Origin of the sequence: Nonomuraea sp. NPDC003709 (genome assembly GCF_040610775.1) — a bacterium.
GTDB lineage: Bacteria > Actinomycetota > Actinomycetes > Streptosporangiales > Streptosporangiaceae > Nonomuraea > Nonomuraea angiospora_A.
Window position 1 is genome coordinate 72845 of record NZ_JBEXMW010000026.1, and the last position, 17912, is coordinate 90756.

Below are 17912 nucleotides of genomic sequence, written 5' to 3' on the forward strand. Positions count from 1 at the left end.
CTTTACTGCTGCGCCGTGATTTCGGTCGACAGGCGCGTGAACTTGGTCGACGCCTGGCCCAGGTCGATGATCGACTCACCGTTGAGCAGCTCGGCGGGCTTGACGTCCAGCAGCGAGCCCTTGGCGACCTGCACCCGCTCCATGGCGGCCTTGTTCGGGACCTTGTAGTTGATGTTCTCGGCGGCCCAGCTGTGGATCTCGGGGTCGAGGACGTAGTTGATCAAGGCGTGCGCGGCCTCCTTGTTCTTGGAGGACTTCATGATCACCATGGTGTCCACCCAGAGGTCGCTGCCCTCCTTCGGCACCTTGAACTTGATGTTGCCCTTCGGGTCCGTGGTCGGGCACCAGCCGTCCCACGCCTCGACCATGACGGCCTCGCCGGACTTCAGCTTGTCGCCGAACGTGGTGTCGTCGTAGGTGAGCAGGTGGGGCTTCTGCGCGACGAGGAGGTCCTTGGCCTTGGCGATCTCGTCGTCCTTGTCGGTGTTGACCGAGTAGCCGAGCGCCTTGAGCGCGGGCAGCGCGAGCCAGCGCTCGGTGGTCATCATGGTGACCTTCTTGTCGGCCCAGGCCGGAGGCTTGAGCAGATCGTTCCAACTCGTCGGCTCGGACTTCACCAGGTCGGAGCGGTAGCAGATGCCGGTCGTGCCCCAGGTGTAGGGCACCGAGTACTTGTTGCCCTTGTCGTAGGAGAGCTGGGTGGCCTCCGGGTAGAGGTTGGCCAGGTTGGGGATCAGCTCGGGGTGGATCGGCTCCAGCAGGCCCGCCGCGTTGAGCGCCTGGGCGTACTGGCCGGACACGAACGCCACGTCGATGCCACTGTCACCGGGGGCGGTGAGCTTGGTCATCGCGATCTCGTTGGTGTCGTGCAGGGCGACCTTGATGTCCTTGACCTTGAGCTTCGCCTTGACCTTCGCCGGCAGCTCCTCGGGCGTGTAACCCGGCCAGACGGTGATCTGGAGCGTCTGCTGCGACAGGTCCGCGTTGGGCTTGAGCTGGTCCGCCGCCGCCGGCGTCGTGCCTTCTGAGCTGGTCGACGACTCACCGCCGCACGCCGCGACGGCGAGCGCGAGGCCGGCCGCTGTGACAGCGGCCGGGAGACGACGGGTGAACCGGATACGGGACACGGCCGCTACTCCTTCTGGATTTTGTGCAGTTTTGAGGGGTCGCGCGACCTTACCGGACACAGCAGACCAGAGCAGGAGTGTTGCAGGGGAAATCAACATGAGCAAGACTTTTGCTGACATTGCTACCTGGAAGTTTGGTCTACGAGTTGAATTGGGATTCAATAGCAGATCGGCTGCTCTCTCTCGGTGAGAGGCCCCTCACGGCCCGAGACCGGGGTGTCAGCGCCACACTTCTCCCGCTGCTGGAGGGTGAGGTGCCGCCGCCGTTCGCGGTGCGGCGCTTCCTCCCGCTGCCCACCCTCTCGTACAGCCTTGGAGATCTCCACACTGGGGCCCCAGGTGAGCGGGAGTTCGGCGCGCACGTTGACCAGACGAACTACTCGGTGATCGTCGACGAGAAGGTCGTCGTCAAGTGGATCACCCCACCCGTCCCCCTGCCCCACCCCACCCCGGAGGTCTTCGCTCACCTCGTTGAGGCGGGGTTCAACGACACAGCACCCCCTTACGCGGCCCTGACCCGCGATGTGGACGGGAACGAGCAGCTCCTGGCCCTGGTCACGGGCTACCTTCCGGAGGCCCGCGACGGCTGGGAGTGGTGCGTCGACGAGGCCGAGGCCGGCGCCACGGACTTCGCCCCCGTGCTCGGCCGCCTCGCCGCCGACCTGCACCTCGCCCTTGCCACGCTCCCCACCCCCGCGCAGGAGCCCGGCGCCGCGGGTACGGCGGCCAGGGCGGAGGCCGCGCTCGCGGAGGCGCTCGCGCTCACGGACGGCGAGGACGGCGCGTGGCTGGCCACGCGGACCCCGGCGATCCGGCGCGAGCTGGCCGCCCTCCAGAAGCCGATCACCGGCCGCCGCATCAGGATCCACGGCGACCTGCACGTGGGCCAGATCCTCAAATGGCGGGACGGCTACGCGGTGATCGACTTCGACGGCAACCCCACCGTCACCGACGCCGACCCGTGCCAGCCGGCCGCCAGGGACGTGGCCCAGCTCACCACGAGCATCGAGCACGTGGCCCAGGTGGCGATCAAGCGAAGGGGCACCAGCCCCGGCGCGGCGGCGGCCTGGGCAGCCGAGGCGCGCGCCGGGCTGCTGGCCGCCTACAGGGCCCGCCTGGCCGAGAAGGACCGGCCGGACCTGCTCGACGAGAGACTGGTCCGGCCGTTCGAGGTGGAGCAGGAGTGCCGCGAGCTCATCTACGCCGCCCGCCACCTGCCCCGCTGGCGCTACGCCCCCATGGGCGTCCTGCGCACCTGGTACCAAGAGGAGAACATCACGTGAATTCCGAGCTCTACCTGTCCGACCTGGAGGCCAAGCCGGCGGCGCTCAGGAGCCTGGCCGCCGCCCTGAGGGAGGAGAACCCGTTCGCGGCGCTCCCTCCGGGCCTGACCCGGGTGCTCTTCCTGGGCATGGGCAGCTCCCGGTACGCCGCGGGAGTGGCGGCGCTGCGCCTGCGCCGGGCGGGCGTGGACGCGCACGCCGACTACGCCTCCGCGGAGGCCACCTACCCGGCCGCCGCGGACACCCTGGTCGTCCCGATCTCGGCCAGCGGTTCGAGCAGGGAGACCCTCGACGCCGTGGAACGGTACACGGGCGGCCCGTCCTACCTGGCGGCGCTCACCAACATCCAGGGCTCCCCTCTCGCCGAGCGGGCCGACCTGGTGGTCGACATGCGCGCGGGCGAGGAGCGCGGCGGCGTCGCCTGCCGTACGTTCCAGCACACCCTGGCCCTCCTCCTGGCTTTGGAGGCCCACCTCACCGGGACGGGCCGCGACCTGCCGAAGCTGCTGGAGCGGGCCGCCGAGGCCACGACGGACCTCCTGGACAGGAGGGACGAGTGGCTCCCCATGACCATGGAGCTGCTGGACGGCGACCGCGGCGTCTACACCGTCGCCCCCGCCGAGCGGCTGTCGTCGGCCGAGCAGTCGGCGCTGATGTTCCGCGAGGGCCCGCGCCGTCCCGCCGACGCGTGCGAGACGGGCGACTGGGCACACGTGGACGTCTACCTCACCAAGACCCTCGACTACCGCGCGCTGCTCTACCCCGGCTCCCGCTACATCGAGCAGGCCATGGACTGGGTGCGCGAGCGCGGCTCCACGGTGGTCACGGTGGGCGGCGAGGTGAAGGACGCCAGGGCCGCCGTCAGGTACGCGCACGACGACGACCCGGACGTCGCCCTGCTCACCGAGACGCTGGTGGCCGAGCTGGTCGCCGGGAATTGGTGGTCGGCCCCGTAATCAGTCGCGGTAGTCAGTGGGCCCGCGCGGCGAGCGCGTGCTCGACGAGCGAGATGAGGGTGTTCTTGACCGCCGGCCGCGCCCGCGCGTCGGTGCGGATGACCGGTATGTGCGGGGAGAGCGTGAGCGCCTCCCGCACCTCGCCCTCGGTGTGCGGGAACACCCCGTCCCAGCCGTTCAGCCCGATGACGAACGGGATGCCGGACTCCTCGAAGTAGTCGATGGCCGGGAAGCTGTCGGCCAGCCGCCGCGAGTCCACCAGCACCACGGCCCCGATGGCGCCGCGTACGAGGTCGTCCCACATGAACCAGAACCGGTGCTGCCCCGGCGTGCCGAACAGATAGAGGATCAGATCCTGGTCCAGCGAGAGCCGCCCGAAGTCCATGGCCACGGTGGTGGTGGTCTTGCCCGGCGTGAGCCCGATGTCGTCGATGCCCTCGGACGCGTCCGTCATCACCGCCTCCGTGGTCAGCGGCATGATCTCGGACACGGAGCCCACGAACGTGGTCTTCCCTACACCGAACCCGCCCGCCACGACGATCTTCGTGGAGGTGAGCCGGCTAGAGCCTGCGAAGTCCACTCAATACCCTTTCGAGCAGGCCCCTGTCGGGAAGGCCCGCGTCCAGCTGGGGCTGGTACACCCTCACCAGCCCATCCGCCTCCATGTCGGCCACCAGCACCCTCGCCACCCCGAGAGGAACGCCCAGCAGCGCGGAGATCTCCGCCACGGAGCGCACCTGCCGGCACAGCTCGCTGATCGCGCGATATTCACGGGTGTACGTCATGCCGAGTCGTACCGAGGTGGCCGACGATACCAGGGCCTCCATGGCGAGCTCCGTACGAGGAGTCGTCCTGCCACCGGTGACGGCGTACATCCGGACGAGCGAACTGCGCTCCGGCTCCGGTTCATCGTTGTGCCACGATGCCAACGTCTACTCCCATCACCCTGTCTGTCCGGCCGCAGCGGGATCCCATTACGGACGCGCCGCCGACAGTTCCGCCCGCACAGCAGGCGTGAGCACCTGCCCGGCGCGCTCGACCAGGATCGTCATCTGGTAGGCCACCAGGCCCATGTCGCAGTCGGGCGCGGCCAGCACCGCCAGGCAGGATCCGTCGCTGATCGACATGACCAGCAGCAGGCCGCGGTCCATCTCGACGAGCGTCTGGGTGACCCCGCCGCCTTCGAACACGCGCGCCGACCCCTGCGTGAGGCTGACGAGCCCGGCCGCGATCGCGGCCAGCTGGTCGGCGCGGTCTTTGGGGAAGCCCCTGGAGTACGCCATCGGCAGCCCGTCGGCGGACACGACCACCGCGTGCGCCACGCCGGGGACCTCGTCGACGAAGCTGCTGACCAGCCAGTTCATGTCCCTGGCCGCCTGGCTGAGCTCCTTCATGAGTCCTCCTCGAGCTCGGCACGACCCTTGCGCACACCCTGCTGGTAGCTGGCCAGCCTGTTGCGCAACCGGTCAGGCGACACCGGAGGAGCGGAAGCGGTCGGGGGTTTCGGACTCGCGGTGCCCGGTACCAGATTCGCTCTCGGGGTCCGCTTGGGCAAGCCGGAGTTGGTCATGCCGTTCTGCGCCGGTTCGGCGGCCGCGCCGGCCGCCTGCCAGCCCTCATCGGCGGGTGAGGACCAGGCCGGGTCGCGGTGGTCGGCCGTGGGCGTCGTCTTGGTGAACCAGCCGCTCCCCTCGACGGCGGAGTAGATGGGCAGGAACTCCTCGTCCTTGGACTGCGCCGGCGGGGTGGCGAACGACGGATAGGAGTCCGCCGGCCCGCCCAGGTCCGGCGGTAGCTGCTCGACCGAGTGCGCCTGCGACGAGCTGAACCAGGACGACGGCTCGGGCGCCGCGGGCACGATGTCCATAGACGGATGCCCGTACGGGGGCCCGGGAAAAGGGTCGGCGGGCGGCAGGGTCCCGAAGGACGGGTGCCCCGGGAAGGGCGCGGCCGGTGTCGGCGGGTGGGCCTGCCTGGGCACCGGAATGCGCGCCGGCACAAGCACCGCACCCGGCATCGCGCCCGACACGGCCGTGAGCAGCGCGGGCGGGATCAGCACCATGGCGGTCAGCCCGCCGATGTCCTGCATGCGCAGCTGGACGCGGATGCTGTGCCGCAGGGCCAGCCGGCCGACCACGAACAGGCCCATGCGCCGCGACACTGACACGTCCACGACGGGCGGGTTCGCCAGCCGCCAGTTGGCCTCGGCCAGCTCCTCGGCGCTCATGCCGATGCCGTGGTCGGTGACCGACAACATCAGCGAGCCGGTGTCGATGCGGCTGCTGGAGATGATGACCTTGGTGTCCCGCGAGGAGAACGAGACCGCGTTCTCGACCAGCTCGGCCAGCAGGTGCACCACGTCGGTGACGGCCTGGCCGGCGATGGCGACGTCCGACTGGACCTGGATGCTGACCCGGTCGTAGCTCTCGACCTCGCCGAGCGCGGCCCGGACGATGTCCATCAGCTCGACCGGCTCGCTCCACTTGCGGGCCGCCTCCTGGCCGGCCAGGACCAGGAGGTTCTCGCTGTTGCGGCGCATGCGGGTGGCCAGGTGGTCGAGCTTGAACAGGTCGCCGAGCCGGGTGTCGTCGCGCTCGCCGCGCTCCAGCCGCTCGATCAGCGTGAGCTGCCGCTCGACCAGCGTCTGGCTGCGCCTGGACAGGTTGACGAACATGGCGTTGACGTTCGCCCGCAGCTTGGCCTCGTCGCCCGCCAGCCGTACGGCCTCGCGGTGCACCTCGTCGAACGCGCGGGCGACCTCGCCGACCTCGTCCCTCGAGAAGATCCCGATGGGCGGGACCTCGGCCTGGACAGCGCCGTCGCGGGACTCGCGCAGGTGCTGGACGAAGTCCGGCAGCCGCCTGCCCGCGATCTCCAGCGCCTCGCCGCGCAGGCGGCGCAGCGGCCGCACGAGCGACCTGGCCACCCCGGTGGTGATGAGCAGGACCGCCACGAGCAGCGCGAGCACGGCGCCCGCGGTCACGAACGCCTGCTGCCGCTCGTCCGCGCTGAGCGCCTCGCTGCGTGCCACGATGCCCTGGGCCTGGCGCTCCTCGACCTCGCGCATGGAGTCGACGACCACGTTGGCCGCGTCGAACCACTCCTTGGCGTCGTCGCGCTTGCTCAGGTCGAGGCCGCGCAGCGGCAGCCCCTTCGTGCTCCTGATCAGCACCAGCTCGCGCAGGAACAGCATGCGGTCGGCGGACCTGCCGTTGACGGTCTCGTCGAAGAAGCGGCGCTCGTCGGCGGTGGCCTCGGTCGAGTACGCCTTGCGCTCGTTCAGCTCCTTGGACTGCTCGCCGAGGAAGCGCTTGAGCTGGTCCTGGTCGAACGCGCCCTCGACGAGCACCGCGGTGACCAGCGCCTGCTGGTAGGAGACGCTCTCCTTCGCCCTGGCCAGGGCGTTCAGCATGCGGGTCTGGCGGAACAGCTCGTCGTCCACGCTGTCCTTGATCAGCTCGTTGTGGACGGAGAGCAGGTCGCCGATCACGGTCGTGTAGAGCTCGACGGCGGGGCCCGGCAGCAGGTTGGCCTCCAGCGCCTGCTTGCGCAGGGCGGTCAGGTCGTCCAGGCGGCTGAGCAGGTTCTCGAGCTGGTCGGCGCTACGGCCGCTGACCTCGGTCAGCAGTTGCCCGGCGGTGCCGCGTACCTGCCTGACGGCCAGGTCGGCCTGGTCCATCTGGGCCTGCACCGTGGAGAGCATGCCCGCCGGCCGGTTGCGCGCGATGTACCAGGCGGTCGTGGCCCGCTCGGCCGCGACCTGGTGGGTGAGCGCGCCCAGCTCGGCGGAGAGCTGGGCGAACTGGTTGGTACGCGCGTAGTCACCGGCGGCGGACGTCCTGGCGAGCACCTGGATGCCGCCGAGCAGGACGGCGGCGGCCGTCGGGATCAGGATGAGGGCAACAAGGCGCGCGCGGACGCGCCAATTGCTCAGCCGCCAGTTGCCGTTACTGGCCTGCCTCTCACCCAACGCTGTAGTCACCGAACGCACCTCGCCCGAATCGGCGTATTTGAGGGGGCTGTGTCCCATGGGAAATCAGCTAAGTGCCGGCCAATTAGAACACATCCCACAGCAGTGTGGCCCACCCGAACATAACGCTACAAAAAGCGACTCGTGTGACTCAAGTGCCAAAACCTGGAGCTCCATGATTCATGATCGGAAAGCGGGAAATAAGCCTTTAAAGAGTTGAATGTCCTCATGTGGGGCTTTAGTACGTTCCAATCCCATAACACCACAGGAGCATGGAGGTCTCTGGAGTGTCACGGCGTTGAGATTTCCGTTAATCGCGCCATATGTTGTGGCGGTCAAAGAAGGAGGCGAGGGTGGGGGATTCTCCCGACAGCGCGGCCATCACTGTTGAGGGCCTTTGGAAGATCTTCGGATCCAGGGCGCAGAAAGTCCTGGACAGCGAGGACAGGCATCTCGACCAGGCCGCACTGAGAGAGAAGACCGGCTGCACCGCCGCCGTCAGGGACGTGAGCTTCGAGGTGCGACCGGGCGAGGTCTTCGTGGTCATGGGCCTGTCCGGCAGCGGCAAGTCCACCCTCGTACGCTGCCTCACCCGGCTGATCGAGCCCAGCGCGGGCGAGATCAGGATCGGCGGCGAGGACATCGGCCGCGCCTCCCCCGCCCGGCTCCGCGAGATCCGCCGCCACCAGGTCAGCATGGTCTTCCAGCATTTCGGCCTGCTGCCGCACCGCAAGGTGATCGACAACGTGGCGTACGGGCTGGAGATCCAGGGCACCGCCAAGGCGGCCAGGCACGCGCGGGCGGCGGAGATCCTCTCCCTCGTCGGCCTCGACGGCTACGCCGACGCCTACCCCGACCAGCTCTCCGGCGGCATGCAGCAGCGCGTCGGCCTGGCCCGCGCGCTGGCCGTGGACCCGCAGGTGATGCTGTTCGACGAGCCGTTCAGCGCGCTCGACCCGCTGATCAGGCGCGACATGCAGGCCGAGGTGATCCGCCTGCACCGGGAAGTCGGCAAGACGATGGTGTTCATCACGCACGACCTGTCCGAGGCGCTGAAGCTGGGCGAGCGGATCGCGATCATGCGGGCGGGCTCGATCGTGCAGCTCGGCACCGCGGAGGAGCTCGTGGGCGCGCCCGCCGACGACTACGTGGCCGACTTCGTCCGCGACGTGCCCAGGAGCCACGTGCTGACGCTGCGCTGGATCTGCCGCGAGCCCGAGCCCGGCGAGCCGCTGGACGGGCCCGTCCTACCGGCCACCACGCTCATCATGGACGCCATCAGCGCCTCGTCCGCCTCCTCCCGCCCCATCAGGGTGGTGGACGGCGACGACCTCGTGGGCGTCGTGGACCGCGTTGACCTGCTGACCTTCCTGTCCGGCGCGGACGTCACGGTGAAGGCATGAGCTCCACCGCGGTCACCACGCCCTCGTCCCGGCTGAAGGTGCCGAGGTGGGCGGTCCCCGCCGGGGTGGCGGTCCTCTTCGTGGTGGCGTACCTGGTCTTCCGCGGCACGGCGACGCTGCCGCACGACAAGGAGGCGCCGCAGTTCCTGGCCGTCACCGACCTGCGCGAGTGGATCGACGACCACCGCAACGACAACCCGCTCTTCCTGTACTTCCTCAACTACATCCGGCTCTTCGTGGGCTGGCTGTACGGCCTCTTCCAGTCCGTCCTGTACGCGCTCGGCTGGCCCGGCATCACCGGCGTCATGGGCGCGCTGGCCTGGCTGGCGGGCGGCTGGCGGATCGGGCTGGCCGCGGTGGCGGGGGTGAGCGCGTTCGGCTTCCTGGGGCTCTGGCAGTCGAGCGTCGACACGCTGGCCCTGGTCGCGGTCTCGGTGCTGCTGTCGCTGGCGATCGGGATCCCGCTGGGCGTCTGGGCCGGGCTCTCGGGCCGCGTCCGGCGGGTGATCACGCCGGTGCTGGACGTCATGCAGATCATGCCGACGTTCGCGTACCTGGCGCCGCTCGCGCTGTTCTTCCACATCGGCGCCCCGGCCGGGGCCATCGCGACGATGATCTACTCGATCCCCCCGGCCATCCGGATCACCGCGCTGGCCATCTCCGGGGTCTCGCCCACGGCCGTCGAGGCGTCCAGCTCGCTGGGCGCGACGGGCCGGCAGACGCTGTTCAAGGTCTACCTGCCGCTGGCCAGGTCGACGATGGCGCTGGCGGTCAACCAGACGATCATGATGGCCCTGTCCATGGTCGTCATCGCCAACCTGATCTCCGCGCCCGGCCTGGGCGGCGACATCATCCGCGGCCTGTCGCGGGCGCAGGTCGGCATCATGCTCCCGGCGGGGGTGGCCATCGTCATCATGGCGGTGCTGCTCGACCGGACCATGATGGCGATCGCCCACCGCGGGCCGCACGCCAGGCTTCGCACGGTCGATCTCGTCGCCGCCGGCGTGCTGGCGGTGGCCGGGGTCGCGCTCATCCCCGTGCTGCCCAGGACGTGGCCGGACGACCTCACGCTCAACTTCGTGGCCGAGGTGAACGACGCCGTCCGCTGGGCCGAGACCAGCTGGTACGGGGTGACCACGTTCATCAAGGACCTCACGACCGGCGTCCTGCTCAACCCGCTGGAGACGCTGCTCACCTCGTCCCCGTGGTGGCTGGTCGCCCTGGCGGTGCTGGCCGTGGCCTGGCGGGTGAGCGGGGTACGCGCGGCGCTGACGGCGCTCGTCTGCCTGCTGGCCATCGCGCTGCTCGGCGTCTGGGAGCACACCATGCAGACGCTGACCACGGTCGTCGTCGCGGTGTTCGTCACGCTGGTCGCCGGCCTGCTGCTCGGCGTGGCCGCGGCCCGCTCGCCGCGATATTCGGCCGTGCAGCGGCCCATACTCGACGCCGCGCAGACCATGCCGGCGTTCGTCTACCTGCTGCCGGCGCTGGCGCTGTTCGAGACCACCCGGTTCACGGCGATCTTCGCCTCCGTCATCTACGCGGTGCCGCCGGTGGTGCGGCTGGTCGAGGACGGCATCAAGGGCGTGCCCGCCACGGTCGTCGAGGCGGCCACCTCGGCGGGCTCGACCTCGGGCCAGCTCCTGTGGAAGGTGCAGTTGCCCATGGCCAGGCGGGCGATCCTGCTCGCGGCCAACCAGGGCATCGTGATGACGCTGGCCATGGTGGTCGTCGGCGGTCTGGTCGGGGCGGGGGCCCTCGGCTACGACGTGGTCGTCGGATTCTCCCAGCGACCCGACTTCGGCATGGGCTTCGTGGCCGGCATCGCGACCGTGCTGCTCGGCATCATGCTCGACCGCATCACGCAGGGCGCCGACAGGCGCCCCTCCCCCCGAAAAAGGAAATCCACATGAAGATTCGCCTGCTCGCAGGCCTCCTCGCCCTTGGACTCGCCGCTGTCGGTTGCGGCGGGGCCAAGGTCGAGACCTCTCCCAGCTCCTCCGCCGCCCCGGCGGCCTCCGGATCGAGCGCCGCCACCGGAACCGTGAAGATCGCGATCAACCCGTGGGTGGGCTACGAGGCCAGCGCGAACGTCGTCGCGTACCTGCTGAAGAACGAGCTCCACTACAACGTCGAGCTGCCCGAGATCAAGGAGCAGCTCGCCTGGGAGGGCTTCGAGACCGGCGACGTCGACGTCATCATCGAGAACTGGGGCCACCCGGACCTGAAGAAGAAGTTCATCGAGGAGAAGAAGGTCGCGGCCGAGGCCGGCTCCACCGGCAACAAGGGCATCATCGGCTGGTACGTACCGAAGTGGATGGCCGACAAGTACCCGGACATCACCGACTACAAGAACCTCAACAAGTACGCCTCCCTGTTCAAGACCTCGGAGTCCAGCGGCAAGGGCCAGCTCCTCGACGGTGACCCCAGCTACGTCACCAACGACGAGGCCCTGGTCAAGAACCTGAAGCTGAACTACAAGGTCGTCACCGGCGGCAGCGAGGCGGCCCTGCTCAAGTCCGCCACGCAGGCGCAGGAGCAGCAGAAGGCGCTGCTGTTCTACTTCTGGACGCCGCACTGGCTCTTCGACAAGGTGGACCTGGTCCGCGTGAACCTGCCGGCCTGGACCGACGGCTGCGACGCCGACCCCAAGAAGGTCGCCTGCGACTACCCGGAGATGGACCTCGACAAGATCGTCAGCAAGAAGTTCGCGGACACCGGCGGCAAGGCGTACGAGCTGGTCAAGAACTTCAGCTGGACCAACGAGGACCAGAACGCGGTCGCCAACGACATGACCAACAACGGCCTGACCGGCGAGCAGGCCGCCAAGAAGTGGATCGAGGCCAACACCGCCAAGTGGCAGGCCTGGATCCCCAAGTGACGCCCTCTTGACCGCGGCCCCGGGCGGGGCCGCGGTCACCGGGAGACCCTCATGTTGCGAACGAACAAGCTCGTCGGGCCGCTGGTCGCGGCCCTGCTGCTGACGACCGCCTGCTCCGGCGAGGAGCCCGGCTCCGCCAAGGTGTCGAAGGGCGTCGTCAACATCGACATCCACGGCTGGGTCGGGTACGAGGCCCAGGCCGCCGTGCTGGCGTACCTGCTCGAACACGAGCTGGGTTACTCGGTGCACAAGCGGACCATGAAGGAGGGCGATTCCTGGGAGGATTTCGAGGACGGCAAGGTCGATGTGATCGTCGAGAACTGGGGCCACAACGACCTGAAAAAGAAGTTCATCGAGCAGAAGAAGGTCGCTCTGTCGGCCGGGCTCACGGGGAACCAGGGCATCATCGGGTGGTACGTCCCCGAGTGGATGGTGAAGAAATACCCCGACATTACGGACTACCGAAACCTCAATAAGTACGCGCACCTTTTCCGGACCGACAAAACCGGAAATGCCGGACAGGTTCTGGACGGAGATCCGACGTTCGTGACGAATGACGAGGTTCTCATCAAGAACCTCGGGCTCAATTACAAGGTCGTCTACTCGGGCAGCGAGGCGGCGCTGATCAAAGCGGCCGAGTTCGCCACCAAGAATCGGACACCGCTGCTGCTGTATTTCTACGAGCCGCAATGGCTGTTCACCAAGGTCAAACTGGTCAAGGTGGCGCTGCCGCCCTACGCTCTCGGCTGCGACGACGACGCCAAGCGGGTCGCGTGCGACTACCCGCCGTACCTGCTCGACAAGATCGTCAGCAAGCGGTTCGCGCAGGCCGGCGGCAAGGCGTACGAGCTGGTCCGCAACTTCACCTGGACCAACGACGACCAGAACTCCGTGGCCAGCGACATGATCAACGAGAAGATGACCGCCGAGCAGGCCGCCGAGCGGTGGGTGCGGGACAACAAGATCGTGTGGAAGGACTGGATCCCGCGCTGAGGCCCGGCGATCGAGGTGGCATGGGTGACAGTTGTTTCAGCCTAAACTGAACCCATGGCTCCTTCCGACGACCGCGAGCGGGCGCTCGAGTGGGTCGAGCGCGTGGCGACCTTCTGCGGCGACGCCTGGGGCCTGGCGCCCATCACCGGGCGCGTGCTGGGCTGGCTGCTGATCTGCACCCCCGCCGAGCAGTCCGCCGGCGAGATCGCCGACGCGATCGGGGCCAGCCGGGCGTCCATGACGTCCAACCTGCGCCTGCTGACCTCCATCGGCCTCGTCCGGCGCCGCACCCGGCCGGGCGAGCGCACCACGTACTACCGCATCGAGGACGACGCGTTCGAGAAGGTCGTGCGGCAGCGGCTGGCCTCGTTCGCCGCGTTCGGGGAGATCGCGGAGGAGGGGCTGGAGCTGGGCGGGGAGGACGAGGAGCGGATCCGGCGCATCCGCTCGGCCCAGCGCTCCATCGCCCTCCTCACCGACCGGGTGCAGTGACGCCCTACCGGTCGAGCCGCTGGTAGAGGCGTACCGACAGGACGAAGAAGACGGCCGTGATCACCACCGGCCAGATCACCGCCATCAGGACGGCGTGCTGGGCCACCCAGGAGTCGCCGCCCCAGCCGGGGTTCCCGAAGAGCTGCCTGGCCGCCGCCACCGTGGACGACAGCGGGTTCCACTCCGAGATCGCGCCCAGCCAGCCCGGCATCGTGTCAGGGGCGACGAAGGCGTTCGACAGGAAGCCGACCGGGAACTCCAGCACCTGGATCGCCACCACGCCGCCCGGATCCCTGAGCAGCAGCCCCAGGTACATGCCGACCCAGAGCAGCGAGAAGCGCAGCAGGAGCAGCAAGCCCACGGCGGCCAGCGCGCCCGGGAACGAGGACGGCCGCCAGCCCACCGCCAGGCCGCAGACCAGCAGTCCGCCCAGGATCAGGACCGAGTTGAGCAGGTCGGCCACGGCCCGGCCGATCAGCACGGCCGAAGGCGCCATGGGCATCGAGCGAAAGCGGTCGGTGACCCCCTTGGAGACGTCGGTGGCGACGGCCATCATGGTGGCGCTGAGACCGAAGAGCATCGTCATGCCGTACATGCCGGGCATGAGGAAGGCGAAGTAGCCGGCCCCCGAGGGCACCTTGACCGCGCCGCCGAACAGGTAGCCGAAGGCCAGCGTGATCACCACGGGGAAGAGGATCCCGAACACCACCGTCATCGGCTGGTTCGCCCAGTGGATCAGGTCGCGGCGGGCGACGGTCCAGCCGTCTGCCAGAGCCCATCTCATACGGCGCCCCCTCGGCGGTCGGTGAGGTTCAGGAAGACTTCGTCGAGCGTGGGGCGGCGCACCGCCACGTCCTCGGCCTCGATCCCGGCGGCCGCCAGGCCCGCGAGCGCCTCCGTGAGCGCCCGCACCCGGTCGCCCACCGGCGCGCTCACGTGCCTGGTGTCCCGATCGACCTCGGCCGGCCCCGAGGCCGCCCCGCGGACGATCCCGGCGGCCTCGTCGAGCCGTGCCGGGTCGTGGATCACCACGTCGAGCCGGTCGCCGCCGAGCTTGGACTTGAGCTCGTCCGGCGTGCCCTCGGCCACCACCCGGCCGGCGTCGATCACCGCGATCCGGTCCGCGAGCTGGTCGGCCTCCTCCAGGTACTGCGTGGTCAGCAGCACGGTGGTGCCGCCGGCGACGAGGTCGCGCACCGCGCGCCAGATCTCCGTGCGGCTGCGCGGGTCGAGCCCCGTCGTCGGCTCGTCGAGGAACAGCACGGGCGGCGCCAGGATCAGGCTGGCCGCGAGGTCGAGCCTGCGCCGCATGCCGCCCGAATACTCCTTGGCCGGCCCCTTGTGGTCCAGCCCGAACCGCTCCAGCAGCTCGTCCGCCCTGGCCCGGGCCCGCGACGGGCCGAGGTGGTGGAGGCGGCCGAACAGCTCCAGGTTCTGCCGCCCGGTCAGGATCTCGTCCACGGCGGCGTGCTGGCCGACGAGGCCGATGCTGCGGCGTACCTGCCGGGGCTGGGTCGCCACGTCGAACCCCGCCACCTCCGCGCGGCCGCCCGAGGCGCGCAGGAGGGTGGTGAGGATGCGGACGGTCGTGGTCTTGCCCGCGCCGTTGGGGCCGAGCAGGCCGTAGACCGTGCCCCGGCCCACGTCGAGGTCGATCCCGTCGAGCGCCGCCTTCTCGCCGTACTTCTTGCGCAGGTCCTGCGCGAGCACCGCCGGCATGCGTGTCCCCTCCCTTGATTCCGTACGCCGTACCGTACACCATACGGTTCAAGACGGCAACCGTACGGTGTACCGTACGGATGTGACCGTTGAGTACCCGGGAAAGGGCGACCCCGCGCGCAGCCTGGCGCTGCTCTGGCGCACCAGCGAGCGCGTCAGCCGCAAGGGCAAGCCCGAGCTGAGCGTGGACCGCATCGTGCGCGCGGCCATCGAGGTGGCCGACGCCGAGGGGCTGGCGGCGCTGTCCATGCGCCGCGTGGCCGAGCGGCTGGGCGTCGGGACGATGTCGCTCTACACGTACGTGCCGGGCAAGCCCGAGCTGTTCGACGTCATGCTCGACACCGTCTACGGCGAGACGGCCAGGCCGCAGGACGTGCCCGGGGGCTGGCGGGGCCGGCTGGAGCAGATCGCCAGGGAGAACTGGGCCCTCTATCTGCGCCATCCGTGGCTGCTGCAGGTGGCGTCGAGCCGCCCGGTGCTCGGGCCCAACGTCACCGCCAAGTACGACTACGACCTGCGCGCCGTGGACGGCATCGGGCTGACGGACCTGGAGATGGACTCGGTGATCACGCTGGTCGCCGGGTTCGTGCACGGGGCGGCGCGCGGCGCGGTCGAGGCGGCGCAGGCCGAGAGCCTGACGGGCATGACCGACGAGCAGTGGTGGGCCGCGCACGCGCCCTTCCTCAGCCGGATCACCGACGCCGCCCGCTACCCCACGGCCGCGCGCGTCGGCCAGGCGGCGGGCGAGGCGCTCAACGCCGCCTACAGCCCGGGGCACGCCTTCGAGTTCGGCCTGCAGCGCGTCCTCGACGGTGTCGAGGCCCTCATAAGCCGCCGATCAGCCTGATAGCGCCTTTTCGTAGGCCATCAGGGTGTCCACGAACATCCGCCGCTGCTCCGGCGTGAGCGGCTCCAGGGCCTCGCGCCAGGCCTTGGCGCCGTAGCCGAGCCACTCGTTGATCGACTCCTGGTGCCGGTCCGCGATGCTCACGATCGTACGGCGCCGGTCCGCGTCGTCCTCGCGCCGGTCCAGCACCCCCTTCCTGCTCAGGTCCCCCACCATCAGGCTGACCGTCGCGGGCGCCACCTCCAGCCGGGCCGCCAGCTCGTTCACCGTCATCGGCCCGTCGAACAGCAGGTAGGCCAGCAGCGACAGGTGCCGGGGCGCCAGGGACAACGACTGCAGCTCAGAGGGCACCCCCAGCCGCTTGACCCGCCCGACCATCCGCGGCATCAGCAGCAGCAGCGTCCTGATCCCGTCGTCCACGCTCAAGCCGTCTGTTGACATGTCGAACACCTTGATGTCTAAATTAGCTTTGCTTGCAAAGCAAATACGAAGCCTCGTCCAAGGATATGACGTGACCGATTTCAATCAGCAGGTGATCGAGGAGTTCCGGGCGAACGGCGGCAAGGTGGGCGGCATGTTCGAGGGCGCGCCTCTCGTGCTGCTCACCACCACGGGCGCCAAGACGGGCCGGCGGCGCACCAACCCTGCCGTCTACCTGCGGGACGGCGAGCGGGTCCTGGTGTTCGCCTCCAACGCGGGCGGCGCCGCCCACCCGGCCTGGTACCACAACGTGCTCGCCAACCCGCGAGTCATCGTCGAGCTGGGAGAGGACCGGTTCGCGGCCCGGGCGGTGCCGCTCGAAGGCGAGGAGCGCGACCGCCTGTACGCCCGCCAGGCCGCGATCAACCCGGCCTTCGCCACGTACCAGCAGAACACCGAGCGCGTCATCCCGGTCATCGCGCTGTACCCCGAGCGCGAGCGGCTGGAGGCGTTCGGGGACGAGCTGGCCAGGATCCACGACCACCTCAGGGGCGAGCTGGCCAAGGTCCGCCAAGGGGCGCCCGCCGGCGACCTGCGGGCGCACTGCCTGGCCTTCTGCGACGCGATGACCTTCCACCACAACGGCGAGGACCGGGTGGCGTTCCCGCACCTGGAGAAGCTCTTCCCCGAGCTGAAGGAGCCCCTCGACCGGCTGCGTGCCGAGCACGCGGTGATCGCCGGGCTGGTCGCCGAGCTGCGGGAGGCCCCCGGGCCGGCGACGCTGGAGCGCATCGCCGGCGAGATGGAGGCCCACTTCGCCTACGAGGAGCAGCAGCTGGTGCCGGTGCTCAACTCGCTGGAGAGCGTCCCCTGGAGCTAGCGCACGGGTGCGGCACGCAGCCGCACGACGTGCTCCACCAGCGAGATCAGCGTCGCCTTGACCGACTCGCGGTTGCGGGCGTCGGTACGCACGATCGGCACGTGCGGCGACAGCGCGAGCGCCTCCCTGACCTCCTGTTCGGCGTGCGGGAACTGCCCGTCCCAGCCGTTGACGCCGACCACGAACGGCAGCTTCGCCTCTTCGAAGTAGTCGATGGCGGGGAAGCTGTCGGCCAGCCGGCGGGTGTCGAGCAGCACCACCGCGCCGATGGCGCCGCGGACGAGGTCGTCCCACATGAACCAGAACCGGTGCTGCCCGGGCGTGCCGAACAGGTAGAGGATCAGGTCGCGGTCGAGCGAGAGGCGGCCGAAGTCCATGGCCACCGTCGTGGTCTGCTTGTTGGGGGTGAGACCGAGGTCGTCGATGCCCGCGGACGCGTCCGTCATCACCGCTTCTGTGGTGAGCGGAAGGATCTCGGACACCGCCCCCACGAACGTCGTCTTACCGACGCCGAACCCACCGGCGACGACGATCTTCGTCGACGTCAGCCCGGGGCTAGAGCCTGCGTAGTCCACTGAGCACCCTTTCGAGCATGTTGAGGTCTGGCTGTCCCTGGCTGAGGCGTGGCTGGTGCAGGCGGACGAGTCCTTCGTCGGACATGTCCGCCACGAGCACCCTGGCCACGCCCAGCGGGACGCGGAGTAGGGCCGAGATCTCGGCGACCGACCGGAACGACCTGCACAACTGCATGATGGCCTCCTGCTCGGGGGTGAGCATGGCCATCTCGTCGTCCGGGATCGACATCGACGAGATCAACGTCTCCATCGCGAGGTGATAGCGCGGCTCGGATCGGCCGCCCGTCACCGCGTAAGGACGAAACAGGGGCTCTTCGTCCCCAGCTCCGTCAACGCCGTACACGGCCCTCTCCCATCAGTTCCATC

Annotated in this window: 19 protein-coding genes; 9 read left to right on the forward strand and 10 right to left on the reverse strand. The window is 69.4% G+C overall.

The annotated features are described in order from the left end of the window. Positions 1 to 2 precede the first annotated feature (2 nt). On the reverse strand, positions 3 to 1127 hold the full coding sequence (locus ABZX61_RS52180) for a spermidine/putrescine ABC transporter substrate-binding protein (RefSeq protein WP_355207134.1): 1125 nt from the start codon (positions 1125 to 1127) through the stop codon (positions 3 to 5). Positions 1128 to 1381: 254 nt separating this feature from the next. Here ABZX61_RS52180 and ABZX61_RS52185 point away from each other — a divergent pair, with 254 nt between their 5' ends. Both ABZX61_RS52185 and ABZX61_RS52190 read left to right on the forward strand, forming a co-directional pair. Then, positions 1382 to 2410 carry a hypothetical protein gene (locus ABZX61_RS52185; protein WP_355207137.1) on the forward strand — a complete coding sequence of 343 codons (1029 nt, stop codon included), beginning with the start codon at positions 1382 to 1384 and terminating at the stop codon, positions 2408 to 2410. After that, the gene (locus tag ABZX61_RS52190) at positions 2407 to 3366 is read left to right on the forward strand and encodes an SIS domain-containing protein (protein ID WP_355207140.1); all 960 of its coding nucleotides are present in this window, start codon (positions 2407 to 2409) and stop codon (positions 3364 to 3366) included. The genes ABZX61_RS52185 and ABZX61_RS52190 overlap by 4 nt, the downstream gene beginning before the upstream one ends. Positions 3367 to 3379: 13 nt before the next feature. On the opposite strand, the gene ABZX61_RS52195 is transcribed toward ABZX61_RS52190, so the two are convergent. The 4 genes from ABZX61_RS52195 to ABZX61_RS52210 form a co-directional block, all read right to left on the reverse strand. Next, positions 3380 to 3946, reverse strand: a complete 567-nt coding sequence (locus ABZX61_RS52195; RefSeq protein ID WP_350730225.1) for an ATP/GTP-binding protein — start codon at positions 3944 to 3946, stop codon at positions 3380 to 3382. Continuing rightward, positions 3927 to 4241: a DUF742 domain-containing protein gene (locus ABZX61_RS52200; RefSeq protein ID WP_355207361.1), complete on the reverse strand. Its 315-nt coding sequence runs from the start codon at positions 4239 to 4241 to the stop codon at positions 3927 to 3929. The genes ABZX61_RS52195 and ABZX61_RS52200 overlap by 20 nt, the downstream gene beginning before the upstream one ends. Positions 4242 to 4340: 99 nt before the next feature. Continuing rightward, positions 4341 to 4760: a roadblock/LC7 domain-containing protein gene (locus ABZX61_RS52205; RefSeq protein ID WP_185071497.1), complete on the reverse strand. Its 420-nt coding sequence runs from the start codon at positions 4758 to 4760 to the stop codon at positions 4341 to 4343. After that, positions 4757 to 7348 carry a nitrate- and nitrite sensing domain-containing protein gene (locus tag ABZX61_RS52210; protein WP_355207144.1) on the reverse strand — a complete coding sequence of 864 codons (2592 nt, stop codon included), beginning with the start codon at positions 7346 to 7348 and terminating at the stop codon, positions 4757 to 4759. The genes ABZX61_RS52205 and ABZX61_RS52210 overlap by 4 nt, the downstream gene beginning before the upstream one ends. 341 nt (positions 7349 to 7689) lie before the next feature. Here ABZX61_RS52210 and ABZX61_RS52215 point away from each other — a divergent pair, with 341 nt between their 5' ends. From ABZX61_RS52215 to ABZX61_RS52235, 5 genes are read left to right on the forward strand one after another with little or no spacing between them, the layout of a single operon-like run. Then, positions 7690 to 8739 carry a glycine betaine/L-proline ABC transporter ATP-binding protein gene (locus tag ABZX61_RS52215; protein WP_350730221.1) on the forward strand — a complete coding sequence of 350 codons (1050 nt, stop codon included), beginning with the start codon at positions 7690 to 7692 and terminating at the stop codon, positions 8737 to 8739. Then, entirely contained in the window at positions 8736 to 10652 is a 1917-nt protein-coding gene (locus tag ABZX61_RS52220; protein WP_355207147.1) for an ABC transporter permease subunit, read from the forward strand. Before ABZX61_RS52215 ends, ABZX61_RS52220 begins: the two co-directional genes overlap by 4 nt. Beyond that, positions 10649 to 11620 (forward strand): ABC transporter substrate-binding protein, encoded by a 972-nt coding sequence (locus tag ABZX61_RS52225; protein ID WP_350730217.1) that lies wholly within the window; start codon positions 10649 to 10651, stop codon positions 11618 to 11620. Before ABZX61_RS52220 ends, ABZX61_RS52225 begins: the two co-directional genes overlap by 4 nt. A gap of 51 nt (positions 11621 to 11671) precedes the next feature. Beyond that, on the forward strand, positions 11672 to 12613 hold the full coding sequence (locus tag ABZX61_RS52230; RefSeq protein WP_355207150.1) for an ABC transporter substrate-binding protein: 942 nt from the start codon (positions 11672 to 11674) through the stop codon (positions 12611 to 12613). A gap of 54 nt (positions 12614 to 12667) precedes the next feature. Further along, on the forward strand, positions 12668 to 13105 hold the full coding sequence (locus ABZX61_RS52235) for a helix-turn-helix domain-containing protein (RefSeq protein WP_355207153.1): 438 nt from the start codon (positions 12668 to 12670) through the stop codon (positions 13103 to 13105). 4 nt (positions 13106 to 13109) lie between these two features. Here the strand turns inward: ABZX61_RS52235 and ABZX61_RS52240 are convergent, their stop codons facing one another. Next, positions 13110 to 13889 carry an ABC transporter permease gene (locus ABZX61_RS52240; protein WP_355207155.1) on the reverse strand — a complete coding sequence of 260 codons (780 nt, stop codon included), beginning with the start codon at positions 13887 to 13889 and terminating at the stop codon, positions 13110 to 13112. Beyond that, the gene (locus ABZX61_RS52245) at positions 13886 to 14824 is read right to left on the reverse strand and encodes an ATP-binding cassette domain-containing protein (RefSeq protein WP_350730211.1); all 939 of its coding nucleotides are present in this window, start codon (positions 14822 to 14824) and stop codon (positions 13886 to 13888) included. Before ABZX61_RS52245 ends, ABZX61_RS52240 begins: the two co-directional genes overlap by 4 nt. Positions 14825 to 14906: 82 nt before the next feature. Between ABZX61_RS52245 and ABZX61_RS52250 the strand changes: the two genes are divergently transcribed. Next, positions 14907 to 15671, forward strand: coding sequence for a TetR/AcrR family transcriptional regulator (locus ABZX61_RS52250; protein WP_350730209.1), 765 nt, complete (start codon positions 14907 to 14909; stop codon positions 15669 to 15671). Here ABZX61_RS52250 and ABZX61_RS52255 read toward each other — a convergent pair. Beyond that, the gene (locus tag ABZX61_RS52255) at positions 15663 to 16112 is read right to left on the reverse strand and encodes a MarR family winged helix-turn-helix transcriptional regulator (protein WP_355207159.1); all 450 of its coding nucleotides are present in this window, start codon (positions 16110 to 16112) and stop codon (positions 15663 to 15665) included. The genes ABZX61_RS52250 and ABZX61_RS52255 overlap by 9 nt on opposite strands. Before the next feature lie 70 nt (positions 16113 to 16182). On the opposite strand from ABZX61_RS52255, the gene ABZX61_RS52260 reads away from it, so the two are divergent. Next, positions 16183 to 16971, forward strand: coding sequence for a nitroreductase/quinone reductase family protein (locus ABZX61_RS52260; RefSeq protein ID WP_355207161.1), 789 nt, complete (start codon positions 16183 to 16185; stop codon positions 16969 to 16971). Here the strand turns inward: ABZX61_RS52260 and ABZX61_RS52265 are convergent. Continuing rightward, positions 16968 to 17546 (reverse strand): ATP/GTP-binding protein, encoded by a 579-nt coding sequence (locus ABZX61_RS52265; RefSeq protein ID WP_192790679.1) that lies wholly within the window; start codon positions 17544 to 17546, stop codon positions 16968 to 16970. The two genes, ABZX61_RS52260 and ABZX61_RS52265, sit on opposite strands and share 4 nt — an antisense overlap. Further along, entirely contained in the window at positions 17527 to 17889 is a 363-nt protein-coding gene (locus ABZX61_RS52270) for a DUF742 domain-containing protein (protein ID WP_185071484.1), read from the reverse strand. Before ABZX61_RS52270 ends, ABZX61_RS52265 begins: the two co-directional genes overlap by 20 nt. Positions 17890 to 17912 lie beyond the last annotated feature (23 nt).